The 26756-nt window shown below is 68.9% G+C and carries 20 protein-coding genes, 1 tRNA gene and 1 pseudogene; 13 read left to right on the top strand and 9 right to left on the bottom strand.

Annotated features, from left to right (window positions below; genetic code table 11):
• Positions 1-120 precede the first annotated feature (120 nt).
• The 3 genes from cysS (at position 121) to PYR72_RS26790 (ending at position 4447) form a co-directional block, all read left to right on the top strand.
• Entirely contained in the window at positions 121-1524 is a 1404-nt protein-coding gene (gene cysS, locus PYR72_RS26780) for a cysteine--tRNA ligase (RefSeq protein WP_275457671.1), read from the top strand.
• Positions 1525-1646: 122 nt separating this feature from the next.
• Complete coding sequence (gene rlmB / locus PYR72_RS26785; protein ID WP_275457672.1) at positions 1647-2588, top strand: 23S rRNA (guanosine(2251)-2'-O)-methyltransferase RlmB; 942 nt, start codon at positions 1647-1649, stop codon at positions 2586-2588.
• 128 nt (positions 2589-2716) lie between these two features.
• Positions 2717-4447 carry a DoxX family membrane protein gene (locus PYR72_RS26790; protein ID WP_275457673.1) on the top strand — a complete coding sequence of 577 codons (1731 nt, stop codon included), beginning with the start codon at positions 2717-2719 and terminating at the stop codon, positions 4445-4447.
• Positions 4448-4594: 147 nt separating this feature from the next.
• Here the strand turns inward: PYR72_RS26790 and PYR72_RS26795 are convergent, their stop codons facing one another.
• From PYR72_RS26795 to ugpC, 3 genes are all read right to left on the bottom strand, one after another.
• Positions 4595-5326, bottom strand: a complete 732-nt coding sequence (locus tag PYR72_RS26795; protein WP_037688459.1) for a nucleotidyltransferase family protein — start codon at positions 5324-5326, stop codon at positions 4595-4597.
• Positions 5327-5552: 226 nt separating this feature from the next.
• Positions 5553-6002 carry a hypothetical protein gene (locus PYR72_RS26800; RefSeq protein WP_013002643.1) on the bottom strand — a complete coding sequence of 150 codons (450 nt, stop codon included), beginning with the start codon at positions 6000-6002 and terminating at the stop codon, positions 5553-5555.
• Between the two features lie 241 nt (positions 6003-6243).
• Positions 6244-7380: a sn-glycerol-3-phosphate ABC transporter ATP-binding protein UgpC gene (gene ugpC / locus PYR72_RS26805; protein ID WP_275457674.1), complete on the bottom strand. Its 1137-nt coding sequence runs from the start codon at positions 7378-7380 to the stop codon at positions 6244-6246.
• A gap of 233 nt (positions 7381-7613) precedes the next feature.
• Between ugpC and PYR72_RS26810 the strand changes: the two genes are divergently transcribed.
• Positions 7614-7687, top strand: a tRNA-Thr gene (locus PYR72_RS26810).
• 128 nt (positions 7688-7815) lie between these two features.
• On the opposite strand, the gene PYR72_RS26815 is transcribed toward PYR72_RS26810, so the two are convergent.
• Both PYR72_RS26815 and PYR72_RS26820 read right to left on the bottom strand, forming a co-directional pair.
• Complete coding sequence (locus tag PYR72_RS26815; protein WP_275457675.1) at positions 7816-9429, bottom strand: site-specific integrase; 1614 nt, start codon at positions 9427-9429, stop codon at positions 7816-7818.
• Positions 9426-10091 (bottom strand): helix-turn-helix transcriptional regulator, encoded by a 666-nt coding sequence (locus tag PYR72_RS26820; protein WP_275457676.1) that lies wholly within the window; start codon positions 10089-10091, stop codon positions 9426-9428. Before PYR72_RS26820 ends, PYR72_RS26815 begins: the two co-directional genes overlap by 4 nt.
• A 111-nt stretch (positions 10092-10202) precedes the next feature.
• Between PYR72_RS26820 and PYR72_RS26825 the strand changes: the two genes are divergently transcribed.
• The 5 genes and pseudogenes from PYR72_RS26825 to PYR72_RS26845 all read left to right on the top strand — a co-directional run bounded on the left by PYR72_RS26825 (position 10203) and on the right by PYR72_RS26845 (position 15953).
• The gene (locus tag PYR72_RS26825; RefSeq protein WP_275457677.1) at positions 10203-10433 is read left to right on the top strand and encodes a hypothetical protein; all 231 of its coding nucleotides are present in this window, start codon (positions 10203-10205) and stop codon (positions 10431-10433) included.
• Positions 10434-10723: 290 nt separating this feature from the next.
• Positions 10724-12019: a DUF3631 domain-containing protein gene (locus tag PYR72_RS26830; RefSeq protein ID WP_275457678.1), complete on the top strand. Its 1296-nt coding sequence runs from the start codon at positions 10724-10726 to the stop codon at positions 12017-12019.
• Between the two features lie 487 nt (positions 12020-12506).
• On the top strand, positions 12507-13328 hold the full coding sequence (locus PYR72_RS26835) for a DUF2637 domain-containing protein (protein WP_275457679.1): 822 nt from the start codon (positions 12507-12509) through the stop codon (positions 13326-13328).
• Between the two features lie 344 nt (positions 13329-13672).
• A complete protein-coding gene (locus PYR72_RS26840) occupies positions 13673-14242 on the top strand; it encodes a MobC family plasmid mobilization relaxosome protein (RefSeq protein WP_275457680.1) in 570 nt (189 codons plus the stop codon).
• Positions 14239-15953 (top strand): annotated as a pseudogene (locus PYR72_RS26845) (relaxase/mobilization nuclease domain-containing protein). Before PYR72_RS26840 ends, PYR72_RS26845 begins: the two are co-directional and overlap by 4 nt.
• Positions 15954-16150: 197 nt before the next feature.
• On the opposite strand, the gene PYR72_RS26850 reads toward PYR72_RS26845, so the two are convergent.
• Genes PYR72_RS26850 through PYR72_RS26865 form a run of 4 tightly spaced genes read right to left on the bottom strand, consistent with a single transcriptional unit; the run spans position 16151 to position 18107 of the window.
• Positions 16151-16333 carry a DUF397 domain-containing protein gene (locus tag PYR72_RS26850; protein WP_152170417.1) on the bottom strand — a complete coding sequence of 61 codons (183 nt, stop codon included), beginning with the start codon at positions 16331-16333 and terminating at the stop codon, positions 16151-16153.
• Between the two features lie 8 nt (positions 16334-16341).
• Entirely contained in the window at positions 16342-17196 is an 855-nt protein-coding gene (locus PYR72_RS26855) for a helix-turn-helix transcriptional regulator (protein ID WP_275457681.1), read from the bottom strand.
• A 7-nt stretch (positions 17197-17203) separates the two neighbouring features.
• Positions 17204-17728: a DUF6879 family protein gene (locus PYR72_RS26860; protein ID WP_275457682.1), complete on the bottom strand. Its 525-nt coding sequence runs from the start codon at positions 17726-17728 to the stop codon at positions 17204-17206.
• Positions 17700-18107, bottom strand: coding sequence for a hypothetical protein (locus tag PYR72_RS26865; RefSeq protein WP_275457683.1), 408 nt, complete (start codon positions 18105-18107; stop codon positions 17700-17702). Before PYR72_RS26865 ends, PYR72_RS26860 begins: the two co-directional genes overlap by 29 nt.
• Positions 18108-18470: 363 nt before the next feature.
• On the opposite strand from PYR72_RS26865, the gene PYR72_RS26870 reads away from it, so the two are divergent.
• The 4 genes from PYR72_RS26870 to PYR72_RS26885 all read left to right on the top strand — a co-directional run bounded on the left by PYR72_RS26870 (position 18471) and on the right by PYR72_RS26885 (position 26442).
• The gene (locus PYR72_RS26870) at positions 18471-19196 is read left to right on the top strand and encodes an ATP-binding protein (protein WP_275457684.1); all 726 of its coding nucleotides are present in this window, start codon (positions 18471-18473) and stop codon (positions 19194-19196) included.
• Positions 19187-19486, top strand: coding sequence for a hypothetical protein (locus PYR72_RS26875; protein WP_275457685.1), 300 nt, complete (start codon positions 19187-19189; stop codon positions 19484-19486). Before PYR72_RS26870 ends, PYR72_RS26875 begins: the two co-directional genes overlap by 10 nt.
• Positions 19487-19619: 133 nt before the next feature.
• Positions 19620-19811 carry a hypothetical protein gene (locus PYR72_RS26880; protein ID WP_275457686.1) on the top strand — a complete coding sequence of 64 codons (192 nt, stop codon included), beginning with the start codon at positions 19620-19622 and terminating at the stop codon, positions 19809-19811.
• A 550-nt stretch (positions 19812-20361) separates the two neighbouring features.
• Positions 20362-26442, top strand: coding sequence for a DNRLRE domain-containing protein (locus tag PYR72_RS26885; RefSeq protein ID WP_275457687.1), 6081 nt, complete (start codon positions 20362-20364; stop codon positions 26440-26442).
• Positions 26443-26756: the final 314 nt, after the last annotated feature.

Consider the following 26756-nt stretch of genomic DNA (forward strand, 5'->3'; position numbering starts at 1 on the left):
GGGCCTTCGGCCCGTCCGAGGGGTGCTGTGGCACGGTGCTGGGTGCGCATACGTCACGAATCTGCCGTCCTTGGGGTGAAGGGCTCGGGGCACGGCTGGTGGGCCACTACGCTTGGGGGCGTGACTATTCGCCTGTACGACACCAGCGCCCGGCAGATCCGTGACTTCGCCCCGCTCACGCCGGGTTGTGTCTCGATCTACCTGTGTGGCGCCACGGTGCAGGCGGCTCCGCACATCGGGCACATCCGGTCGGGGCTCAACTTCGACATCATGCGCCGGTGGTTCGAGTACCGCGGGTACGACGTGACGTTCGTCCGGAACGTCACGGACATCGACGACAAGATCATCGCGAAGGCGGCCGACCAGGGCCGCCCGTGGTGGTCGATCGGGTACGAGAACGAGCGCGCGTTCAACGACGGTTACGGCGTGCTCGGTTGCCTGCCGCCGACCTACGAGCCGCGGGCCACCGGGCACGTGACCGAGATGGTCGAGATGATGCGCGGGCTGATCGAGCGCGGTCACGCCTACGAGGCCGACGGGAACGTGTACTTCGACGTGCGCTCGTTCCCCGGGTACCTGCAGCTGTCCAACCAGGAGCTGGACAACCTCCTCCAGCCCTCCGGCGAGGGCGAGACCGGCAAGCGCGACCCTCGTGACTTCGCCATGTGGAAGTCGGCGAAGCCGGGGGAGCCGACCTGGGAGACGCCCTGGGGCCGGGGGCGGCCGGGCTGGCACCTGGAGTGCTCGGCCATGGCGCACAAGTACCTGGGCACCGCGTTCGACATCCACGGCGGCGGCCTCGACCTGATCTTCCCGCACCACGAGAACGAGATCGCGCAGGCCAAGGCCTTCGGCGACGACTTCGCGGCGTACTGGGTGCACAACGCCTGGGTCACCATGAGCGGCGAGAAGATGTCGAAGTCGCTGGGGAACAGCGTCCTCGTCTCCGAGATGGTCAAGCACTGGCGGCCCATCGTGCTCCGGTACTACCTGGGCACCCCGCACTACCGCTCGATGATCGAGTACAGCGAGGCCGCCCTGCGCGAGGCGGAGTCGGCGTTCGCCCGGATCGAGGGGTTCGTCCAGCGGGTCATCGAGAAGGCCGGCGGGGTCGTGGAGCCCGCGGCCGAGGTGCCACCGGCGTTCGCCGAGGCCATGGACGACGACCTCGGAGTGCCGCAGGCGCTCGCCGTCGTGCACACCACGGTCCGGCAGGGCAACAGCGCGCTGGCCGCCGACGACAAGGAAGAGGCCGTGGCCCGGCTCGCCGAGGTGCGGGCCATGCTCGGCGTGCTCGGCCTCGACCCGCTCGACGCCCACTGGGCCGGTGCCGAGGGCGACCGCGGCGAGGACCTCCACGGGGTCGTCGACACGCTCGTCGGGCTCGTGCTCCAGCAGCGCGAGGCGGCCCGTGGGCGCAAGGACTGGGCGACCGCGGACGCCATCCGCGACCAGCTCAACCAGTCGGGTCTGGCCATCGAGGACAGCCCCGACGGCCCGCGCTGGACACTCGGCCCGCGCTGAGCAGAGCTCCGGTCACCTTGATCGATTGTGCCGCCCGGGCCTCCGGGCGGCACACTGCATTACGTACACACGACGACGTACGCCCGACGCGTACGCACACACGCTTCAGAGACGGGTAGGTCATGGCCGCTAACAACCGCCGCATGTCCGGCAAGAAGGGCGCGCAGGTCGGCAGTGGCGGCCAGCGGCGCAAGGGTCTGGAGGGCAAGGGCCCGACGCCGCCCGCCGAGATGCGCAAGAAGCACAAGGCCAACCGCATCGCCAACGCCAAGGCCAAGCAGGCCGCACGCCGTCCCGTGGCGCGCGGCCGCGGCGGCAAGGGCACGTCCGAGATGGTCGTCGGACGCAACCCCGTCGTCGAGGCGCTGCGTGAGGGCGTGCCCGCCTCGACGCTGTACGTCCAGCAGTTCATCGACAACGACGAGCGGGTGCGCGAGGCGCTGCAGCTGGCGGCCGAGCGCGGCGGCATCAACCTCATGGAGGCGCCGCGGCCCGAGCTGGACCGCATGACCAACGGACTCAACCACCAGGGCCTCGTCCTCCAGGTCCCGCCGTACGAGTACGCGCACCCCGAGGACCTGGTGGCCGCCGCGTACGACGAGGGCGAGGACCCGCTGATCGTCGCCCTCGACGGGGTGACCGACCCGCGCAACCTCGGTGCCGTCGTCCGGTCCGTCTCCGCGTTCGGCGGCCACGGCGTCGTCGTCCCCGAGCGGCGTGCGGCCGGGATGACCGCCGGCGCGTGGAAGACGTCCGCCGGTACGGCCGCCCGTACGCCCGTCGCCCGCTGCACCAACCTGACGCGCGCGCTGGAGGCGTACAAGAAGGCCGGTGTCGTGGTGGTCGGACTCGCCGCCGACGGGGAGTCCGAGATCGGTGAGCTGGAGGCCCTCGGCGGCCCGGTCGTCATCGTCGTCGGCAGCGAGGGCAAGGGCCTGTCCCGCCTCGTGGGCGAGACGTGCGACCACCGGGTGCGGATCCCCATGCCGGGCGGGGCCGAGTCGTTGAACGCCGGTGTCGCGGCGGGAGTCGTGCTGTACGAGGCGGCCCGTCGTCGGGCGTAGTTCCGTCGGTGTGACGGGTGGGTGACCTGGCCCCAACTGGGGTTTCCGGGAACGCCGGATCACCTTGACGGGGTCCGGACAGATCAGGGCGGTCAAAGCAGTGTCCTAACGACACGTCACTCGGTTAGATGAGTGTGGACACCAGAACACCCCGCACACCCACGGGGGACCGTTCGTCGGGATTCGAATCGGGATTCGACGACGCTCCCGCGCTGAGCATGGTGAAGGTGCCGAGCGATCCGGCGCAGGTCATCGTCAACCACGCGAGTTTCCGCGTGCAGTTGGGCGCCTCCACGCGGGCGTCCCCGCGCATCGCACGGCACTTGAGCGCCGGCGCGGACACCGCGCGTATCCCGGCCGTGGGCGCGGCAGGGCGCTCCGGGGCGCCCGCCGCCGGGCGCCGGCGCGCGCCCGTCGTCTGGAGCGGGAGGTCCGCGCCGGACGACACCGGGGCCCACCGGCTCCTCCAGGCGGTACGCGGCGCGGGCGTCGGCCGCGGGGCTCCCGACCCGCTCGGCGACACCGGCTCGACCCAGGTCATCCCCCGCGTGGACGGGCCGCGCGGCGGCTACGCGGGCGGCGGGGGGCGCTACGGCGACGAGGACGGGCGTTACGCGGCCGACCTGACCGTCGAGACCGTCGAGACGCCCCTCGTGGGCAGCCAGCGCACGCACGGCGACCACACCGACGGCACCCGGCTGCTCCCCGCCATGCGGACCGTCGACAGCGCGTACGACGAACCGGAGTACGGCCAGGACGCCTACGCCGACGGGGAGTTCGCGGACTCCTACGGCGACGGCGAGGACGAGCGCGGCGGACGCCGGACCGGCAACGAGCCCGTCCGGCACGCCTATTACCCCGGCCGCCGGATGAACCTCGGCGTGGTGCTGCTGCCGCTGCGCGTCTTCCTCGGCTTCATCTCCGTCTACGCGGGCATGGGCAAGCTCTGCGACCCGCACTACTTCGACGGCGGCAAGCGCGGCTCCATGGTGAAGTGGCTGAACACGCTGCACCCGTGGGAAGTCGCCGAGCCGCTGCGGCAGTTCGCCCTGGAACACCCGGTGGGCTCGGGGCTCGTCATCGCCTTCGCCCAGGTCATCGTGGGCGTGCTGACCGTGTTCGGACTCTGGCAGCGGGTCGCCGCCGGTGTCGGGGCGCTGCTGTCGGCCGCGCTGCTGGTCACCGTCAGCTGGAAGACCGTCCCCGTCTACGAGACGCCGGACATCATCTACCTCGCCGCCTGGTCCCCGCTGATCATCGCGGGTGCGCCGGTGTACTCGGTCGACGGGCGGCTCGCGGGCGGCGCCTGGCGCACGCTCGGGCCGCGCGCCGACATCTGGGAGCTGCGGCGCTACGTGCTGCGGCGCGGCGCACTCGTCGCCGCGATCGTCGTCGGGCTGACGCTCCTCGTGGGGTCCCTGTTCGGCGGGGCGGTGCGCGACGCCGACCGGATCGTCGTCCCCGGGCCCGGGGAGGCGCCGCGCAACGAGCTGCCGGGATCGCCGCTGCCGGGTGAGCCGAGCGCACGCCGTGAGAACAGCCCGTCCGCCTCCAACTCGCCCACCGCGGGCGCGACGTCGGCGACGCCGTCGGAGGCGGCCACGACTCCCGGGGCCGCGCAGCCGTCCACGGGGGCGGTCACCGGGGGGCAGCCGAGCCAGACGCAGGGCACGGCGGGGCAGGCGCCGCCGCAGCAGACCGCGCCGGCCCAGCAGGCGCCGAGCACCACCGCCGGGCCCAGCTCCAGCGGAGGGGCCTCCAGCGGCGCGACCGGGGGAGCCACCGGGTCCACCGGGGGGTCCGGCGGGGGTAGTTCCTCGGGCGGGCAGCCCGGGCTGGTGGGGGGCCTGCTGGGGTAGGTCCGCCGGTTTCCGGCGATGTGCGAGTGGGCCCCGCGCGATCTTCGCGCGGGGCCCACTGCCGTGTCGGGAGAGAAGGACCTGTCCGGAGAGAAGGACTGCCGGAGAGAAGGACTGCCGGAGAGAAGAGAGGACGGTGGCCGTCGTTCAGCGGCTCAGGGCCGCCAGTTCCTTGGCCGCCTCCGTGAGGTCCTTGGCCGTGTCGATGGCCCGCCAGTAGGCGCCCTGGGGGATGGGGAAGCCGGCCAGACGGCGCTCCCGGGCCAGCCGCGGGAACGTGGTGCGCTCGTGGTCGCCGCGGACGGGCAGCAGGTCGGTGAACTCGGGGGAGAAGACGTAGACGCCCGCGTTGATCTCGTACGTCGTGGGCGGGGCCTCGATGAAGTCCGTCACGCGGCCGAAGCCGTCCGTCTTCACGGCGCCCCACGGGATGCGGGGGCGGGCGAGCGCGAGGGTGGCGAGGGCGTCGCGTTCGGCGTGGAAGTCCGCCATGTCGCGCAGCGAGAAGCGCGTCCAGATGTCGCCGTTGGTGGCGTACCAGGGGCGGTCGGGGTGGGGCAGGTGGGAGGCGGCGTACTTGAGGCCGCCGCCCCGGCCCAGGGGTTCCGTCTCGACGACCGTGGTGACGCGGACCGGCAGGTCGGCCGAGTCCAGCCACTTCTGCAGGACGTCGGCGAGGTGGCCGCAGGAGACGACCACGTCGGTCACGCCCTCCTCGGCGAGCCAGGTGAGCTGATGGCCGATGATCGGGGTGCCCGTACCGGGGATCTCGACCATGGGCTTGGGCCGGTCGTCGGTGTACGGACGCAGCCGTGAGCCCTGGCCACCGGCGAGGACCACGGCTTGAACGGGGCGCGACGCGGCGTTCGGATCGGTCATGCCCGAACTGTACGTGGCGCCCCGTTCGCGGGAGCACGGCCCTGGGATCGGTGTACGGGGATGCCGGGTGCCGGGAGCGCCCGGGGATCCTTGTGGGGCCTTGGAAAGCCTCTGGGAGCCTCTGAGAGCCCCGGGGGAGCCGCTGGATGCGTCTCTGTGGTCTCCACGGCGCTGCGGGGCCCTCAGCGGTGCGTCGCGCGCTCGTCGGCGCCGCGCCGCGCCGTCCTCAGCTGTACTGGGCGGCCACCCCCGTCGCGAAGGAGGTGTCGCAGACCGGGCGGGCGAAGGACTGGGCCCGGGTGGGGCCGTAGGCGCGGACCGCGGCGCGGCCGAGGGCGCGGGCGATGGAGGTGCAGTGCTTCGCCAGTGCCGGGCGGCCGTTCACCGCCTGCTGGAGGTGGGTGAGGGCGACGCCCGGGTTCTCCTCCTGGAGTTCCACGAGGAGCTTGTCGCGCAGCACCTCGTGCGGGGCACGGGTCTTGGCGCGCTGGGAGACCTCCGAGGCCGCGAGCATCGACTCCGCGGGCTCGGTGCCCGTCCAGTTGACCCGGGTGACCGCGAGGGTGCCGGAGAGGACCATGACGACGGGCAGGACCAGGGCCAGGGAGCGGCCGATCCGGCGGGCGGGACCGCGGCCGTGGCGCGTCCGTTGCGTGTGGGTGTGGGTGTGCTTCACGCGAGTGAGGGTAGCGCGGGGTAGTGATATGGCGACATTAGGTCACCGATACGGGGGATGTCGAAGCGCCGCCCTCCGGGTGGCGGGTTGACGCACGCCGGTCGAAATCACCCTGTTTGTCGGGGTAGTTGGCGGCAACGAAAAAGGCCCCGCGGATGTTTGCGGGGCCTTCTTCGTCAACCTGGGTGATTTATCCCGGGCTGGAGGTTTCGCGCACGGTCACGGACGGGCCGTGTCCGGATCAGTCGGAGAGACGCTCGCCCGTGGAGGTCGAGAACACGTGGTTCTCGCCCGGACGCGGTACGACGTGCAGCGTCGCGCCCTTCTCGGGGACCTGGCGGCCGTTGACGCGGACCACGAGGTCCTTGGTCTCGCCGCCGACCTCGGCGGTGCCGTAGACGTAACCGTCGGCGCCGAGTTCCTCGACGACGTTGACGGTGACGGCGAGGCCGGCCGGGGCGTCCGCGGCGTCCTTGGACAGGGCGGAGGCGACGGAGCCGTCGTGCTCCACGACGTCGAAGTGCTCGGGGCGGACACCGACGGTGACGGTGGTGTCACCCTTGTCGGAGGCGGCCTTGAGCGCGTCGCGGTTGACCGGGACGACGCTGTTGCCGAACTTCACGCCGCCGTCGGTGATCGGGACCTCGACCAGGTTCATGGCCGGGGAGCCGATGAAGCCGGCGACGAAGAGGTTGGCCGGGCGGTCGTACATGTTGCGCGGGGTGTCGACCTGCTGGAGCAGACCGTCCTTGAGGACCGCCACGCGGTCGCCCATCGTCATGGCCTCGACCTGGTCGTGGGTGACGTAGACGGTGGTGATGCCGAGACGGCGCTGCAGGGACGCGATCTGCGTACGGGTCGAGACGCGGAGCTTGGCGTCGAGGTTCGACAGCGGCTCGTCCATGAGGAAGACCTGGGGCTCACGCACGATGGCGCGGCCCATGGCGACACGCTGGCGCTGACCGCCGGAGAGGGCCTTCGGCTTGCGGTCCAGGTACTCGGTGAGGTCGAGGATCTTCGCGGCCTCCTCGACCTTCTGCCGGATCTCCGCCTTGTTGACGCCGGCGATCTTCAGGGCGAAGCCCATGTTGTCGGCGACGGTCATGTGCGGGTAGAGCGCGTAGTTCTGGAACACCATGGCGATGTCCCGGTCCTTCGGCGGCAGGTGCGTGACGTCGCGGTCACCGATGCGGATGGCTCCGCCGTTGACGTCCTCGAGCCCCGCGAGCATGCGGAGCGAGGTGGACTTGCCGCAACCGGACGGGCCGACCAGGACGAGGAACTCGCCGTCCTCGATCTCGATGTCGAGACCGTCGACGGCGGGCTTGGTGGAACCCGGGTAGATCCGGGTCGCCTTGTCGAACGTAACTGTGGCCATGGGTCGTAGGCCCCCTTCACCGGCAGGAACGTGCCGGACGATCCGAGTAAAGGTGGTGATCCACCGCGGACGGTTCCACGGTGGTGTAGTCCACGGCAGTGGACTGGGTCAGGACGGTACCTGCCGTTCACCCGGTCTGTCAGTACCCGGGCCCCTGTGAACTTCGCGGAAATTTTCGACGAGCACACCCTGTGACGTGGGTACACTGCACGGGCGCCCCCGCGAGGGGCCCCGCCTCCTTAGCTCAGCTGGCCAGAGCAACGCACTTGTAATGCGTAGGTCGTCGGTTCGAATCCGACAGGGGGCTCCGAGAAACCCCAGGACAGATAGCCGCTGACCTGGGGTTTTCTGCTGCTCGGGGCGTGACGCGTCACACAGCCGGTGAGCCGTGGGGTGGCTTGCGTGAGCGATGCGTGAGCGGGGCGGTCCGGTGCCCTACTTCTTGGGCTTCTTCCGCTTGCCCTTCTTCTCGGCCCTGGCCTTGGCTTTCGCCTTGTCCTTGGCCTTCTTGGCGGCCTTCGCCGCCTTGCGGGCGGCCTCCTCCGCCTCGGTCTTCCGCTGAAGCGGGACCAGCTTGGCGGTGGCCTCGGCCGCGTTCCTGCCGACCTGGGGCAGGACGCTCTGGTAGATGTCCCGCGTGATCCGGGTGTCGCTGTGCCCGAGCGTGTCCGACACGATCTTCACGTCGATGCCGGCGGCGAGCATGAGCGTGGCCGCGCCGTGGCGGAGGTCGTGCAGCCGGATCGGAGGCAGCCCGGAGGCGGTGACGAGGCGCTCGAAGAGGTCGGTGACCTTGCCGGGGTGTAGCCAGGAGCCGTCTTCCTGGGTGAAGACGAGGCCGGTCTCGACCCAGGCCGACGCCCACTCCTCGCGGTCCGCCGCTTGCTGCTTGCGATGCCGCTCCAGCACGTCGACGGTGTCGTCGTCCAGGGCCACGACGCGGAACCCGCTGTCGGTCTTCGGCTCGGACGCCTCGACTTCCCATCCGTCCTGGATGAGTTGGCCGGTGACGCTGAGGGAGTGCCGATCGAGGTTGGTCTCCGACCAAGGCTGGCCGCATGCCTCACCGCGACGCAGGCCGCGGAAGGCGATCAGATGCCACATGGCGTACAGGCGGTCCGTGGCCACGAAGTCCAGGAACGCACCGGTCTGTTCCGGCGTCCAGACCATGACGGGGGAGGGCTTTTCGCCGGTCTGTTGCCACCGGGCGACCCGCTCGTCCGTCCACACCAGGGCCTTCGGCTTGCGGACGGGGTCGATCTCGACGTGGGCCGCTGGGTTGAAGGTGATGATCTGCTGGCCGATCGCGTCGTTCAGGGCCGCGCGGAGTGTGGCCTTGATGTGCTGGCGTGTGGACGGCCCGGTGACGCGGCGGAAGGGTGGCATCGCGTCGATCGCCGCCTTCATGGCCGTGCGGCGGGCCCGGTTCTCCACGCCCTTCCACGGCACGGCCGCCAACTCCTCGACCGCCGTGCGCCGCTGGGCGTTCTGCTCCAGGATCCCGGCGTTGGCGTCGGTGATGGCGGTGAACATCTCGCTGAGGTGGCTCACGCGAAGCCGGTCGAGGCGCCGGTCGCCGATGTGGGGTTTGAGGTGCACGCGGACGTCGGTCTCGTAGCGGCTGCCGCCAGACTTCCGTATGCGCTTGCCCGCGAGCCACCGGTCCAGCCACTCGCCCACAGTGAGGCTGCCCACGAGGTCCTGGCCGGCGTTGAGGCGCCGCCTCGTCTCCTCCACGTCGGGGAGGGGCAGCTTGTCGCGGCTGACTTCGGCCAGCATCTCGGCGATCAGCTGGACACCCTCGGGGTCGTCCGGCTCGGCGAGCCCCAGGAGTGCGCGTACGTGGTCGAGGTCGGCCTGAGCCGCTTTGAGGCTGGCGTACCCGCCACGGGCGAAGGATCGTCGGCTGCCGTCCTCGCGGGGCGGCAGCTCCTGGCGTATGGAGTACGTGCAGTGGTTCCTGCTGCTGCGCTTGGGGCAGGAGGTGCCGAGTTCCTTGCCGGTCTTCGGGTCGCGGCAGGAGCAGCGGCGGTAGGTGGAGCCCTTCAAAGGCGTTCCTCCGTGGTGGTTTTGGGGTCAGGTTCGGGTGGGTCGACGTCGCCCAGTGCGGGTGGCAGGTGGGGTGGGGTGGCGCCGTCCTCGCGGAGTTCGCGGCGGAGGTGGCGGAGGTTGTACTTGGCGGAGATGGCCTGGTCGGCGTACTTCGTCCGCTTGCGCTCGGCTTCTTCCTGCTGGGCGCGGCTGGTGGCGGTCCTGGCCGCGAACCGGGCCTGTTCTTCCTCTTCGAGGGCGGCGAGGGCGGTTTGCACGAGGCTGGCGTGGTGTTCGAAGTCGGGGACCAGGCCCGCGTCGTACATGGGCATTTCCTGCTCGCCGGTGAAGCGCCGCAGGGCGTCCCAGGTGGGGATGAGGTCCTGGAAGGGGAGTTCCTGGGTCCGTTCGACGTAGCCGACCGGGAAGATCAGGCAGACCGGGTACGTCTCCAGAGCGGCGGCCAGGACCATGACGTCCACCAGGGGCAGGTTGGCCCGGCGTCCGGACTCCATGTTGGCGATCACGTTGCGCGGGATGGGGTGCCCGAGCCGCTCGCACGCGTCGGCCAAGTCCTGTGCGCTCCATCCCATCTCCTTCCTTCTGCGCCGGACTTCGCCGGCCACGTTGGCCTTGACCCGATCCGCCCATTCCGGGAAGTCGTCCTCATCAGCATCCACACCGCGTTGTGTCATATGGACACATTAGCTTGGTCATGATGGTTGGTGCATGCCTGGAGTCGGACGTGATGGGCGCGTTCGCCGAGGGCTGTACCGAAAGGGGTGCACTGCATGCGCGAAGACGCGACGACCGGGCAGTCGAAGGGGATGAGTCGGGAAGAGCTGCTTGCTCTCCCCGTATCGGTTGACCTGGAGACGGGCAACCGGGCTCTGGGGCTCGGGCGGAGTAAGGGGTATGAGCTGGCGAAGCGGGGCGAGTACCCGTGCAAGGTGCTGCGGCTCGGCAACGCCTACCGGGTCGTGACCGCGGATCTGCTGGAGCTGCTCGGGCTGGCGGCGTGAAAGCCGGGCAGCGTAGCAAACGGTTCTGCGCTGAGCTGACACAGAAACGCTGGACTGTCGCCGGGCGTGGACGTACTGTCCGTGTTCCCTCGGGGAACAACGCGAGCGTCCCGACTCGGGACAAAACGAGTGTCCAGACTCGGGACAAGGCGAGTGTCCCGCCTCGGAACGCAGCGAGCCTCCGGCGCAGCAACGCCGGAGGCTCGGGAAACCCCGCCGCCCGCATCCAACGAACGACCCGCGCGCACCGGGCCAGCCATGCCCGATTGCCGCAGGAGTGGAGCTGCCCTGTGCAACCTACGACACCCGAGCCCTATTCCGACCCCGGTAAAGCCGCGTGGCCTGCCGTTGCCGTGCCCGGCCAGCCGGGGCACCCCGCGGGCGAAGAGACGCCAGCGGCCGACGACACGGTGCCGGACTCGTCCCTGGACCTGGCGGATCAGCCTGTCGAACAGGCGGTGCCGGACCCTGAGCCGACGCACGGCTCCGAGCTGCTGGACGAACTGCGTGCCCAGATAGCCCAGTTCGTGATCCTGCCCTCGCCGCAGGCGCTGGACGCGGTCACGCTGTGGGTGGCGGCGACGCATCTGCAGCCCGCGTGGCAGCACGCCCCGCGCCTGGCGGTGGTGGGGCCGGCGAAGCGGTGCGGCAAGTCACGGCTGCTGGACGTGCTGACCGAGACGGTCCACGAGCCGATGCTCACCATCAACACCACCCCGGCCGCGGTCTTCCGGTCCATCACCGAGGAGCCGCCCACCCTGCTGGTGGACGAGGCGGACACCATCTTCGGCACGCCGAAGCAGGCGGAGAAGAACGAGGAGATGCGCGGCCTGCTCAACGCCGGCCACCAGCGCAACCGCTACGTCACCCGGGTCGTCGGCAACGACCACACCCCGCACCGGTTCGCCACCTTCGCCATGGCCGCCCTGGCCGGGATCGGCGACCTGCCCGACACGATCATGGACCGGTCGGTGGTCATCCGGATGCGGCGCCGGGCGGAGGGCGAGAGCGTCAAGCCCTTCCGCTCCCGCCGGGACATCCCAGGACTCCATGATCTGCGGGACCGTATCGCCGCCTGGTCCAGGCCACTGCTGGACGAGGCGGCGGATCTGGAGCCGGGTATGCCGGTGGAGGATCGGGCCGCCGATACCTGGGAGCCCTTGGTCATCGTGGCCGACCTGGCCGCCGGGTCCTGGCCCCGCCGGGCTCGCGAGGCGTGTGCGGGGATGGTGGCCGCGGAGGTCGAGGCGGAGGAGGACCAGCCCGGCGAGGCCCGGATCCTCGCCGACATCCGCCGTGTCTTCGTCGCCCAGCGCGAGGTCGACAGCCTCTCCACGGACGAGCTGCTGCACCAGCTGCGGCAGAACGCCGAGAGCCCGTGGGCGGAATGGGGCCGCTATGGGCTGACCTCCCGCGAGCTGGCGAGGATGCTGCGTCGGTACGACATCAAGCCCGGCAACGTCCGGCTCGCCGACGGAACCCAGCGCAAGGGCTACATGCGCAACAAGTTCCTCGACGCGTGGCGGCGCTACTGCCCCACCGTTCACTCAGTGAACGCCGAACCCACCGCACCGGCCTCGGGCTGAGTGTTCACTCAGTGAACGCCGGGCCCGGCGCCCCAGCCTCGGGCTGAGCCCCGCCTCCCCCGGTGACCGTCCCTGCCGTCCCTGCCGTGATCTAGCAGGTCACACGGCATGCGGCCGGGACGGAAGCCAGGGGCAAGACGGCAACGCGATCATGAAGACCGCGCTGCCACCAACCGGACGCTGCCCGATCCGTCTTGTGCCGTCCCGGACGTCCTCACCGTATCGCCACAGGTCACCGCGTATGCGCCCGGGACGGCACGACGGTGCGATCCGTCCACGGCCACCGAACCGCAGCCCCACCGCCTGCCCCAGGACGTGCCGACGCTGCCGGGACGGAATACCAACCTCTCAGCCGTACCGGCCCTGACCTGCGCTTGCAACGGCCAAGACGGCTAAGACGGACCACGCCACCACCCCAGGAGAACCCCGCTTGACCACCCTCCCCACACTCACCCACCGGGACCAGCGCCCTGACGGAGGGCGCCCGATGACGACCAAGCAGGCGGCCGAGCGGTACGCGCTCGTCGCGGCGGGAGTCGTCATCGTGGCGCTCACCGCCGGCGGGTTCTGGCTGTCGTACGCGCATCTCGCGGAGGTCGCCGGACAGCACGGCCTCAAGAGCTCCCCGATCCGGCAATGGGCCTGGCCGGCGACCCTGGACGCGTTCATCGTCGCGGGCGAACTGCTCATGCTCCGCGCGGGCCTGCGCCGGGTGACCGACTGGTGGGCGATCACCCTCACCGCAACCGGGTCGGCCGGCTCCATCGCGCTCAACGTGGCCGGGGTCAACGGCACGGGCAACGCCAGCGCCGTTCCCCTGCTCGACTATGTGGTCGCCGCGGTTCCCCCGACCGCCGCGCTGCTGGCCTTCGGCGTCCTGATGCGGCAGATCCACCAACTGGTCGACCAACCCGCCGACCGCTTGGACGCCGCACCCGTCCAGGTGCCGGGACCACCGGTCACCGCGCCCGCCGCGCCCGCCGAGCCCGTCGAGCCCGTCGAGCCACGGGCCGAGCCGGTCGGGCTCGCTGAGCGTCCGGCCGCCGGTTCCGTCCAGCCGACGGAACCACCGCCCGAGGTTTCGGAGGGCAAGCCGCGCGGTGGCCGTCCGCCCAAGGCCACACTCACAGAGCTCGTGGAGATCGGCCGGATCGCCCTGACTGAGCACGGCACACTCAGCCGGTCCCTTCTCCGGAAGGCCGTCAAGGACAGGGACCTGACGATCGGCAGTCAGCGGCAGACCGAGGTGATGGAGATCCTCCGGCCCGACATCGAAGCCGCCGCCAAGACCGCTCCGAGCAGAGGCTGACCGGAAACCCAGCGGGGTGACCGGAACCCCTTTCCGGTCACCCCAGCCAGCCGACCACCGCACCGCTCACCGTCCGCTTATCCACACCTGTGGAGGGCGCGCCGGCCACCCGCACTCCGCCAGTCCTTCCCCCCGACCCGCCTGCCCCCGTCCCTTCCGGAGAACCGCCCGTGACGCACGACCCGCACCGCTCCGACCACGCTCCCGACGAGCCGCTGCCGCTGTCGAAGTCCCCTACGCTGATGGGGCGTTTGCGCCGCGCGTTCGGACGGGCTGCCCCTGGCGGAGCCAGTAGTACCCCGAGTCCGACTCAAGGCCGGATCCCGGGGGTCTCCGCCCCGGGGGTGGCGGAGGCGGCCCAGCGCCAGGGGGCGCCGGACCAGGGGGTCGGGGCCAAGGGCGGCCCCGACCCGGACACCCTTCGCTCCGTCCAGCGAGCCGTCCTGCGCCCCGCAGACGCCGCCGACACCGCAGCCGTCGCCGCCGGCGAGCCTGCCGTGCAGAGCGTGCAGCCCACGATCCGCCGCTTCACCGGCACCAAGCGCAACGACCGTGTCGGCCCGCTGCGCTTCACCGGCGACCAGCGAGCCCGCCTCCAGCAGGCCGCTGCCGAGCACGGCTACAAGGGCGACTCCGGCTTCGCCGCCGACATCGTCCTCGCCTTCATCACCGGCCGGTTCACTGCCAACCTGCCCCTGTCCGAGGACCGCCGCCGCACCCACCACTTCCGCGCCCAGGTCCTGCGCCAGCTCAACCGGATCGGCGTCAACGTCAACCAGATCGCCCGCGCCCTCAACAGCGACCACACCCCACCCGACATACGCCAACGCCTCGACGAACTCCACCATCTGCTGGAGCTGATCGCCGGAGCCCTGCGCCAGCCCGCCGACCCGGAGGAGGCCGGGACAGCGTGATCGCCGCCATCAAGCCCGCCGGATCCAACACCCGTGGCCTGCTCGCCTACCTCTACGGCCCCGGCGGCCACGACGAGCACTTCGACCCGCACATCGTGGCCGGCTTCGCGATGCTTGGCATGCCCGACCCCGGCCGCGACGAGAACGCCACCCTCACCCAACTCGGCCGCTACCTCGACGAGCCGGTCTCCTTGCGTAACAGCGAGTTCGGCAAGCCGGTCACCGACCACGTCTGGCACTGCCCCGTCCGCGCCGCCCCCGAGGACCGCTACCTCTCCGACGCCGAGTGGGGCGAGATCGCCCAGCGCATCGTCCAGGCCGCCGGCATCGCCCCGGCCGGTGACGACCTGGCCTGCCGCTGGATCGCCGTACGCCACGCCGACGACCACATCCACATCCTCGCCACCACCGTCCGCGAAGACGGCCGCCGCCCCAAACTCCACGACAGCGGCATCCGCGTCGGCGACGCCTGCCGCGAGATCGAGAAGGACTACGGGCTCAGGCAGTTGAAGAAGGGCGACCGCACCGGCGCCCGCCGCCCCACCCAGGCCGAGATGCACAAGGCCGAACGCCTCGGCTGGCAACAGCCCAGCCCCGCCTGGCTCCAGGACCGCATCCGCACCGCCATCCCCCACGTGACAGGCGCCGAGGAACTCATCTCCTACCTCGAAGCCAGCGGCGTCAAGGTCCAAGTCCGGCGCGGCCCGTCAGGCGACCTCCTCGGCTACGCAGCCGGCCGCCCCGGCGACGTCAACGCGGCCGGCGAGCAGATCTACCACCCCGGAAGCAAGATCTCCCCCGACCTCTCCCTACCCAAAATCAAGGCCCGCCTCGAATCCAGCCGGCCCGAAGAACACCCCACCGCCCGCCGCAACCACCCCAGCACTCCGTGGCACCAAGCCACCGACGCCCTCGACACCCTCCACACCGACCTCGCCGACGACACCCACGCCCAAGCCCACATCACCGCCCTCGGCGAACTCCTCGAAGCCACCGCCCAGAAGACACCCACCCATCTGCGCTCCGAACTCCGGGCCGCCTCCAAGGCGTTCGCCCGAGCCCAACGCTCCCAGGTCCGCGCGGAAGACCGAGCCGCCCACGCCCTGCGCAGCGCGGCACGCGACATCGTCCACACCGCCACCGCCCCGACGGCAGCGCCCTGGCCGCCCTGGTCGCCGCCCTCGTCTGGGCCGCCATCATCGCCGGACGCTGGCACGACGCGAAGCACCACGCCCACCAAGCCGACGCCGCCCGACAGGCCGTCCAGCACCTCCAGACAGCCGCCGACCGCGCCCTCACCCCGACACTCGCCGAACTCACAGCCCGGCCACCCAGGGATCAAGCCCGCCGCGTTCTCGCCAGCGACGTACGAGCAGCCGTCCCCGACCACGCCGAGCGAATCCTCACCGACACGGCCTGGCCCGCGCTCGCCACCGTCCTCGCCGACGCCGAAGCCCGCGGCCACCAACCCCACCAGCTCCTCAAGGAAGCCGCCGCTCAACGCGAGCTGGCCACCGCCCGCCAACCTGCTCGCGTGCTCATCACCCGCATCCAGCACACCGCCCGAAACCCAGCACCCAACCGCCGAGCCGAAGCTGCCCGCCTGCAGACGACCACGGCAGGCTCGCCCCCCACTCAGCAGACCCGAAACAGTCGGCTCCCAGCGGTGGCTCCAACGCCTACCGAACAGCAGCACCGACAGCGCCGGTAGGCACCCAGCGCAGTGCGCCCATCCGGCATGGCCAAATCAGGCGGATGGCCTCGCCGTTCGCGGCGGAGGCCATCAGTTCCTACGGCTCGGCGCAGCCGCACAGCTTCGGCTTCGCGCGGAACGGCAGCGGGCGCGCCGGGCGGGTGGACGACTTACGCACATGTTCGCCTCAGAGAGCCGACCGAACACCATCACCACTATCCCTGCTTGGCGTACTCCACGAATGCCGTCCAGGGGGTTCGCTGGACGGCTATGAGCCCCCGGTCGCGGGCCTTCGTGTCCCGAACCATCACGTGCTGCGCGTCGTTGTCGGCCACTTCAACGCAGTTCTCCGTCCCGGTGTAGGAGCTGGTACGCCAGTTCGGGGCCACGGGCTGCATGGTGTCTCCTAGTCGCTCGGCATCTGATCGAAGTGGTGGATCGCAGCGAGGATCAGGTCTCGGACTGCGGCACCGTAGACCGCTGACTGCTGCAAGAGGGCGAACGCCTTGGTGTACAGCTCGATTTCACGGGGCTGGGTGACGGAGAACTCCGCCGAGTAGGTCTCGACGAGGACGAGCTTGTCGTCGAACATCGAGAAGGAGTTCCCGGGCCAGATGCCCAGGGGCGCGGAGCGGGGGATGATGCCCAGGCTCAGCCGGGGGAGCCGCATGACCGCAAGCAGGCGATCGAGCTGCCCCTTCATCACCTCGGGGCCGCCGAAGTTGGTGTAAAGGGCCTGTTCGCCGAGGACCACGTTGAAGATTCGGTTGCCCCGGTACAGGTACTGCTGCCGTTCGAGTCGCTTGGCGGTGGCCGCTTCCGCGTCGTCGGGGATCTCGTAGTAGTCGACGACCTGTCTGAACGTCTCGGCCGCGTAGTCCGCCGTCTGGATCGTTCCCCACACCAGCGTCGGGTGCCAGATGCGGAAGACCCTGGTCTTGGCGTAGACCGGCAGGGCCTTGCGCTGGCGTCGTTCCGCCCCAGTCTGCAGCTGCCGACGCCACTCGAGCCACAGCTCGTCGATGTGGCGCACCGTGGCTATCAAGTCATCAACGAGCTCTTGCCTGTTGGTCTTGATGCACCAGACCCGGATGTCGTCTTCGCTGGGGTTCTGCTTGCCGTTCTCCAGCCGGGAGACCTTGGACTCGGCCCAACCTGTGGCCACGGCGAATGCCCGGCCGCTCGCGAATCCGGCGTCCTTCCGGAATCCGCGCAGCCGGACACCCAGTGCCTCTCGTGCTTCTTGAGCTTGGTTATTCACGGATGGGTCAGGGCTTGTACTCGGCGTGCGGGATGGCGGCGGCCCAGAGGAGGTCACGCACGCGGACGCACTCGGCCACGGTGTCCGGGTCCTCGATGATTTCCGACCCCAGCACTCGGCCTTCGGGGTCGAAATGGCCGACGGCGAGGAGACGGTCGTCGTACAGCCACCAGTCGTTACCGCCGACGGGCAAGTCGATGCCTTCCGGCAGACGGTGCCGCGGAAGCCATCGGATGTCCTCGCCGGCCTCCTGGTTGAGGCGGGTCAACGAGTGCTCCCAGCCGACGTACTGGGAGTGCGGCTCGGTGACGACCCGGACGCGCCTGACGGTCTTGCCTTCGCCCGTGACGCGCTTCATCAGCGTCATCCAGGGGTCGAGCCACACGTAGTCGTCGGGCTCACCCCTCTGCCAGCGTGCGTAGGGCGTGTCCTCGATGGGAGACCCGTAGTCGTCCCTCAGCTCCAGGTGGAAGGCATCGCGTTCGAAGCTGTTGAACAGCTCGTCACGCTGGGCCGAGGTGATCAGGTCCACTGTTCTCCTCCAGTAGGGCCATGATCGAGGACTTGGGGACCTCGATGCAGGTCTCATAGTCGGGCATCCGCATCTGACTCAGCGCCTCGGGATCGGTCATCTCCGGGCCTTGCAGGATGCACGTGTCCTGTTCCGTGACGAGCATGATCGGGGCGGTGAAGCTCTTGATCTCGCCGGTCGTATGTCCGTCCTTCGTCAGGTGCTCGAACAGCTCCGGCGGAACCTCGATCACCGTCTGACCTTCGGGCACGTCGAGCCGCATGAGCAAGTCGTTCGCGAACACCTTCCAGCCTTGGATGACGTAGCTGTCCTGGTCACTGGCGTACAGGGTGGGGCTGTCTCCGGGGGTGGAGTTCTTACCAAGGAACCGTAGCTTCACGGCTGCTCTCCCGTCCGCTGCCTTGCGCTGGTTTGCGCGACATGACGATGGTCAGCGAGGTACTCAGCCCAGTCAATCGACTTGCTGCAAACTCGCGCAATCTTCTTGGGGGTTGAGAGACAGCCGTCCTACGGTCGTCTCCAAACCCGAGCAACCAAGGGAAGCCGGCGGACGCGCCTGAGGTGTGGCGCCGAGAGCAACCTTCCTGCCCGTGACGTGCGGAGGACAGCGATGGCTCTTGCCTTGCAGAGTGCGACCGCTCCCGAGGCGACGCGCGGCAGATTACGGAACGCTTCCGGCGGCATAGCCAGTGCTGTTCCGCCGCACGAAAGGGTTCCGCAGGTACACGGTCCGGGGAGAGACATGGACCAGCCAGTTCGCTTCGTCGTCTCCTGCACCCGCACCCCGCAGCGAGTAGGGCAATTGCGCCGGATCAGTGCCGCTCACCTTCGGCTGTGGGGGATCGGCTCCTGCATCGACACAGCCAACCTGCTGATCAGCGAGTTGGTCACCAACGCCGTCCGATACGGCGAGACGGAGGACGTCAGCATCTCCGTCTCGTACTGGCGGGGCGAGGTCCGCATCGAGGTGGCTGACGGAACTCCGGGCCGACCTCAGGTGAAGAGACCGGCCGCCGACGAGGAGAGCGGTCGCGGCATGCTGATCGTCGAAGCCCTGGCCGAGGACTGGGGGACCAGCGAGGACGGCACACTCACGTGGTGCACCATCGCGGTACCGGAACCGGTGGTGCCCAAGTCGGGTTTCTGGTGCGAGTGGCGCCAAGAGGACGGCAGGCAACTCTCGCTCGCAGCCATGCCCACGCCGGACCGCGCGATCCGCTGGGCTCGCATCCAGATGCGCGTCATCGCCTCGGCCATCGACGCGTCGGTGGCTGGCTACGTCTGGGACTGGCTGTCCGACGGATGGCGCGAGCCCGCCGAAGCCCTGAAGAACGGCGAGGAGTTCACGCTCCCCCTCTCGGCCGGACGCTACAGGTTCATCTGGCATGCCCGTCCGGTGCGCTTCGTGCCCGTGGTCGGCGGAACCCCTCTGCCCCACCTCGCGGAGGAGGAACCGGAATGGGACTGAGGCCCGCCGAGCTGTGGAGCCGGTTCGACTGGCAAGGCGGGACCTGCTTCAAGTGCGAGCGGACCGGACTTCCCGTGACGGGGATCGGCGATATCACCGTGGCAGGCGAGACCTTCGCCCTCCAAGCCTGCCAGTGGTGCGTGTTCAGGCTCGAACAGCTCCACTACACGATGAGCGAGCGAGCCGTACGTCGGCAGCGCCCCCGGACAGCCGCGCCCGCACCGCCTCGCCCCATCACCCAGTGGCCCACCAGCGCGCCACTCGACAGATCGCCCGCCCATGTCGCGTAGCTGGGCAGCCGCGCCATGGGCGGGCCCTCGCCCCCCGTCCCTGCCGTTCGAACTGGAGGCTCCCCCAAGACCTCAGAAGGACAGGTCGCGGCAGGGACGGGGCCGCCACCCGACCACGAAGAAGAGAGGCGCCTTGGCGACCGAGGAACAGAAGCCACAGGAACTGGACGACGGCGAGCTGTTCGACCTCATCGGCGCGGTAGGTGCCGGGATCGGCGTCGCCAAGGACGAAGGGCTCCCCCCAGCCGCCCGTCGGATCGGCACGGACGCTGCGGAGGACGCCGCAGCCAAGCTCGCGGACCTCAAGCGCCTGGGGCCGATGTAGAGCCGCGCGCCCATCCAGACCCCCGTCGGCAGGCACCAATCCGCATATCTCCCCGTGCCTGCCGACGGGCCCATTGCGTCACCCGAGATGCGGAACCGAGACCGCCGTCATGCCGGAGACCTGCCTATGTGTCCGTGCCCCGATGCTCGCTGCCTGTCTGTATTGCCCCCGTTGCATTACTGCTTACTGATCACGGCTTGGTCACAATCATCGCGGGTTTGGTGTGCGGCGGAGCTGAGAATGTGAGGGAAGCGATGCCCGGTGTGGGGTGGCATGGTGTGGGTTGTGGAGGCGGGAAGGCGGCAACGAGGCAGTGATCTGACCTGAGTTGGAGGCAGTCAATGCGGCACATCCTTCGTCGAGTCGCGTTGTGATAACAGTGTGAATAAACCTGGTCTTTACTTTCACGAGTTACTGCTGTTTGATCCTGCGGCTCGTGGCGCATCGGGCGCACGGGGTGATCGCAGGAGTTGTGTTGAGACCAATCAGGGGGCGGGGCTTCCCGTCTTCACGGGGGCGGGCGAGACTGTCACGCGGCTCGCTGAGGCGTGTGGCGCTGGCGGTGGCCGTGGTGATGGCGGCGGAGACGGCGCTGGTGTCGCTGGTGTCGGGTGCGGCGTTCGCCACCGGCTCTGACGCCACCGAGGTGGTGTCTGCGTCGGACAAGAAGGCGGCTGCCTCGTCGGCGGATTCGGCGGCGGCGGCGTTGCTGATGGCTCGGTTGCAGGACCGGAAGATCGAGGTGTTGTCGGAGCGTTCGGCGACGTCGACCACGTACGCCCTGCCGAGTGGTGAACTGCAGACATCCACGTATGCCGGTCCTGTCCGGCAGAAGGTGGGCGGTGTCTGGCAGGACATCGATACTTCGCTGTCGGACAAGGGTTCGGCCTTGGAGCCGGATGTAGCGGCGGCCGAGATCAAGGTCTCCGACGGCGGGGACAAGGCGCTGGCGTCGGTGGCGAAGGGGGAGAAGTCCTTCGGGATGGGCTGGGAGTCCGAGCTGCCCACCCCCTCGGTGAAGGGTGATACCGCCTCGTACGACATCGGGGCCGGGCAGACGCTGACGGTGACGGCTCTGGCTCAGGGCTTCAGCCAGAACGTCGTGCTGGACACCGCTCCCCAGGCGGGCTTGCAGTTCCGCATTCCGTTGGACTTGGACGGCCTGAAGCTGTCGGTGGCCGATTCCGGGCATCTGCTGATGAAGGACGGCGCCGGGAAACTGGTGGCCGAGGCGCCGGCACCGATGATGTGGGACTCCTCCAAGGACAAGCTCTCCGGCGAGTCGAAGCATCAGGAGAAGGTAGCGACGAAGGTCGAGACCGCCGAAGACGGCGGCCAGACCCTGGTTCTCACCCCAGACGCGGACTACTTCGAGCGGGATCTGACCTATCCGGTCACCGTCGACCCCACATCCACGCTCGCCGTCACCACGGACACCTGGGTGGCCACCGACTACACCGACTCGCAGGTCTCCTCGACGGAGTTGAAGTCGGGCACGTACGACGGGGGAAACACGAAGGCCCGCTCGTATCTGAAGTTCGACGTGTCGGCGTTCAAGGGCAAGCACATCACCGACACAAACCTGGCGCTGTACTCGTACTACTCCTCGACCTGCCAGACAACGGGGGCGGGCACACAGGTGCGGCGGATCACCGGGTCGTGGTCGTCGTCGGACATCACCTGGGGCGACCAGCCGTCGACCACCGCGACAGGCGCGGTGACGAACACGGCGGCCAAGGGCTACTCGGCCACCGACTGCCCCGCCGGCACGATGAACTTCGACATCGACGCCATCGTGCAGGCATGGGCGGACGGTTCCACGAACCATGGTCTGCGGATCGCGGGCGCCGACGAGGCTGACTCCTTCACCTGGCGTCGTTTCCGCTCAGCCAACTACGTGTCGGGGGACGGCTCCACCGAGCCGCACCTGACGGTGACGTACAACTCCCACCCGGCGTTGCCCGCTTCGACGGCGATCTCGCCCTCGCAGGTCAACACCTACAACGGCAACCGGTATGTGACGTCGCTGACGCCGACGTTGTCGGCGAAGGTGACCGATCCAGACGGATCGAAGACGAAGGCTCAGTTCGAGATCAGCGCGGACCCTGCCTACGCGGACACCACCTACTCCTACACGGGTACGTCCGCCTCAGTGGCTTCCGGCTCCGCCGCGACGCTCGCGATCGCCTCGGCTAACGCGTTCCCGGCCGGAGCGCACCTGCGTTACCGGGTACGGGCGTACGACGGCACGGACTACGGATCCTGGACCGGCTACACCACATTCGTGCTGAACACGACTAAGCCCGCAGCTCCGACCGTCTCCTGCGACACGTACGAGGAGAACGGCTGGACCGCGAAGGCTGATTCCGCGGTGTCCTGCACCATCGACACTCCCTCCAGCGATGGTGCCGGCTATCTCTGGGGCTTGGACGACAGCGGCCTGCCGAACAAGAAGCTCGACACCACGAATGGATCGGGTGGTGACGCGGCCACTATCTCGATCGACCCGGCGAGCGGCTGGCACACCCTGTATGTCCGTACGGTCGACTCCGGCGGAAACCTGTCCACGTCCACCACTGCCTACAGCTTCGGTGTAGGCGCCGACGGCGCGGCGATTCTGTCGCCGCAGGACGGCGACGACACTGCCCGCCGCCTGACTCTGTCTGCCAAGGGGCTGCCTTCCTACACCGGCGTGACGTGGCAGTACCGGCGGGGCGAGGCAGACGACTGGCACACCGTGCCGGTCGCGCACGTCACCGCCTCCGGAAACGCAGTCTCCTCGTGGCCGGTTGCTGTCACCAGCGGCACCGCCACGAAGTTGGTGTGGAACACCGTCTCCTCGCTCACCGAGGACGGTGTGATCGAACTGCGTGCCGCGTTCACCGACGGCACCACCACCGGCCATTCGCAGACGGTCGAGGTCACTCTCGACCGCGACGCCGGCACTGCTCCGTCGACCCAGGTTGGCCCCGGTCAGGTGAACCAACTCACCGGTGATTACACCCTGTCGGCCACGGACGCCACGGCATTCGAGGCGAGTGTGGAGCGCACATATTCATCCCGCGCCAACGCCACCGACACCGAGGGCCAGGCCGAGATCTTCGGCCCGGGTTGGACGTCGTCCGTCACGGCAGCAGCGAGTGACTACACGCAGCTCCGCGAGACCTCCGGCACTTCCGTCGAGGTGCTGTCCGGCGACGGAAGCGCGATCGCGTTCACGGAAACGAGCGGGGGCGGCTGGGAGCCGGAGATCGGCGCGGAGTCCCTCACTCTGGCCTATTCGACCAGCACCGAGAAGTTCACACTGACCGACACGGAAGCCAACACCGCCGTGTTCGCCAAGGTGGAAGATTCCTCGACGACGTGGGCGCTCTATTCGTCGGCCTCGGCGGTCGACGACTCGACGGTCACCGTCTTCTCGACCACAGTGGACGTCGACGGCAAGAAGCTGGCGCGTCCGAGATACGTGGTTTCGCCGACGAGCGCGGTCAACGCGACGACCTGCCAGGCGACGCCGTCCACGAAGGGCTGCCGGGTACTGGAGTTCGTCTACGCGGACGCCACGACAGCCACTGACAGCGCGGTGGGCGACTTCAAGGACCGGGTCAAGTCGATCCGGCTCTGGGCCACCGACCCCGGTGCCTCCGCCGCGACCGCCGAGACCATTGCTTCCTACCGGTACAGCGGCTCCGGCCGTCTGCGCGAAGCCTGGGACCCGCGGGTCAGCCCCGCGCTGAAGACCACCTACACCTACGACTCCGACGGCCGCGTCGCCACGCTTGCCGCACCGGGTGAGCTGCCCTGGGCGTTCACCTACGGCAAGGCCGGCTCCGCGCTCACCGCGGGGGAGGGCATGCTGCTCAAGGCGTCCCGCTCTGGTCTCGCCGAGGGCTCCGCGAGCGCCACGTCGGGCACAGCGGCCACCACGGTCGTCTACGACGTCCCGCTCTCCGGCGCCACTGCCCCGTACCAGATGGACGCCGCCAAGGTCGCCACCTGGGCCCAGAACGAGGCGCCCACCGACGCCACAGCGGTCTTCCCGGCCGACTCCGTACCGTCGTCCAGCAACGGTGCGGGCCTGGCAGCGTCCGCTTACGGTCGGGCGACCATTACCTACATCAGTGCCAATGGCGAGGAGAGCAACACCGCAGGCCCTGGCGGCGCGCTCACCACCACCGAGTACGACGAGTACGGCAACACGGTGGCCGAGTTGACCGCTGCCAACCGTGAACTCGCTCTCGGCACAGCAACCGGAGCTTCGGACGAACTGGCTACGCTCGGTGTGGGTGACCTGTCCACAGCCGAACGAGCTCAGCAGTTGTCCACGGTCTCGGAGTACTCGGCGGACGGCGAACGCCTCACAGACGAGTACGGACCGCTGCACCAGGTGACCCTCACGAAACAGCTGACCGGCTCCACCAGCGAGACCACGCTTGCCGCCGGGACAGTGACCCCGGCCCGTGAGCACACGTCGTACTCGTACGACGAGGACCGACCTACCTCCGCCGCGGTCTCCGGCCTCGTGACCTCGGTGGTGACAGGAGCGGCAATACCGGGATACGCCACCGACGCGGACACGCAGACATCGACGGCCGCCTACGACTGGGCCACCGGACAGCAGAAGTCCACCAGCGGCGGGGAGGAGAGCACCACGGTCACGACGTACGACGGTTCCGGCCGCGTGGCGACCACCCGCACCGCGGGATCGTCGGGCTCGGACGCCGGCACGCTCCAGTACACGTACTACAGCGCAGATGGCACGGGCGCCTGCTCCTCGGTGATCTGGGCCGGGCTGCTGTGCCGGACCACACCGGCGGCCACGATCACGGGCGGTGGCAGCAACCCCGCCAGCCTGGTCACCACGGTCTACACCTACGACCGCTGGGGCCGGATCGCTAGCAAGGCCGAGACAGCGAACAGCGTGACCCGTACCACGACGACCACCGTGGACGCCGCAGGCCGCGTCACCAAGACGGCGATCACCGGAGGCATTGGTACGGCCGCACCGGCCATCACCGTCACCTACAACACGGACAACGGCAAAGTCGCCACGCAGTCCTCAAACGGCCAGACGATCACCTACGGATACGACACCCTCGGTCGCCAGATCTCGTATGACGACGGTGCGGGCAACACCAGCACCACGGCCTACGACCTCCTGAACCGACCGGTCAAGACCACCGACTCGGCACCGTCCACGGTGACCTACACCTACGGCACAGCCGGCAACATCAAGACCCTGACCGACTCGGTAGCAGGTACGTTCACCGCCTCCTACGATGCGGACGGCGTACTGACCTCCGAAACCCTGCCGGGTGACTACAAACTCACCGTCAACACCGATCCGACCGGCAAAAAGACCGGCCGCGAATACACGGCCTCGGACGGCGTCACGGCGGCTTCCGACAACGCCGGATATGCGATAACCGGCCGTCAGACGAGCCACACGCAGACAGACGGCTCCACTACCCAGTCCGAATACGCCTATGACAGCTCCGGCCGCCTCATCCAGGCAGCCGATACCACCACGACCGGCTGCGTCACCCGCGCTTACACCCTCGACACCAACAGCAACCGCACCGCGCTGAAGACCAGCTCAGACGACTGCGACAGCAGCACCGACGACACCACCACGGCCACAACGTCGTACACCTACGACAGCGCGGACCGCCTGGTGAACTCCGGCTACGCCTACGACGCGTTCGGCCGCACTACGTCCAACGGTGAATCGTATCTGGCCTACCACACCAACGACTTGGTGGCCTCGGAAACCGTCGGCACCAGCCGTAACACCTGGACCCTGGACGCCGCCGGACGCCTCGCCGTCCAGACTGCCCAGATCCAGGCAACCGATGGCTCGTGGAGCACTGGTGGCACCACCACCAGCCACTATGGTGACGCAACTGACCGTCCGACGTGGAGCAAGACCGGCGACACGGTCAGCCGCAACATCACGGACATGACGGGTGGGCTGACCGCCACCACAGGGGCCAGTGGCTCCATCGTCCTCCACTTCGCCAACATCCACGGCGACATCATGGTCCAGCAACCGCTCGACACCACCGTGGCGAGCACGGTCCAGCACTACGACGAGTACGGCAACAAGCTCCATGGCACCCCTGCGGCTCAGTACGGCTCACTCGGCATCTACCAGAGGTCGACTCACACCCTCAGCGGGCTGACCCTGATGGGAGTCCGGTTGTACGACTCCACTACCGGGCGCTTCCTCAGTGTCGACCCTGTGCTCGGGGGCAATGCGAACACCTACAACTATCCCTCGGACCCGGTGGGCAAATACGATCTCGACGGTCGAAAAGCGATTAAGAAATACAACAAGACTAAGCTTTCCTGTGGCTATGTCAGTTGCACCCTGAAGTTGAGTCGAAAGAAGACGAAGTGGCTCACGGATCGCATGGAAATCGGTAACTTCGGGATAACCGCGATAGCGGCCTGGATCGAATATTCGGCTGCAGCTGCATCTGGTCCAGCTCTTCTCCTGGCTACTGCCATCTATGCTACAGGTGAGGTGTACAGGCAGTGGCTCATTAAGACGCTCGAGTGGTATCCAAGAAGGGGCACAAAGACAGTGAAGGCTTATGTATCGATTCCCGCGTATGTCACGCATCAGTAGGTCAAATCAGCCTGGCGGAAAGCGGGAGGTTGCCCCGCTGCGAACATCGCCTGTGGGTAAATGGTCGCTCTGTCTTGGGTTGTCCGGGATATTCTTCTGGATTCTCGGATGGGTGTGCATGTCGTTTCCTTGGCGTCACGGCGATGCGATCGGTCAAGGCATGCTCTACGCGACGCCTGCTCTAGAGGTGGCGGCAATTATCTTCGCCTATCTGCATTTTCGAAGAGGTGGAATTGGCCGGAAAGAGTGATACGAGGATGGCTGCTAGCCGCCTGGGTTTCGCTCCAGCCCCCTGCTGTAGCTGGATTTGATCC

It is taken from the genome of Streptomyces sp. VNUA24 (assembly GCF_029167005.1).
GTDB classification, from domain to species: domain Bacteria; phylum Actinomycetota; class Actinomycetes; order Streptomycetales; family Streptomycetaceae; genus Streptomyces; species Streptomyces scabiei.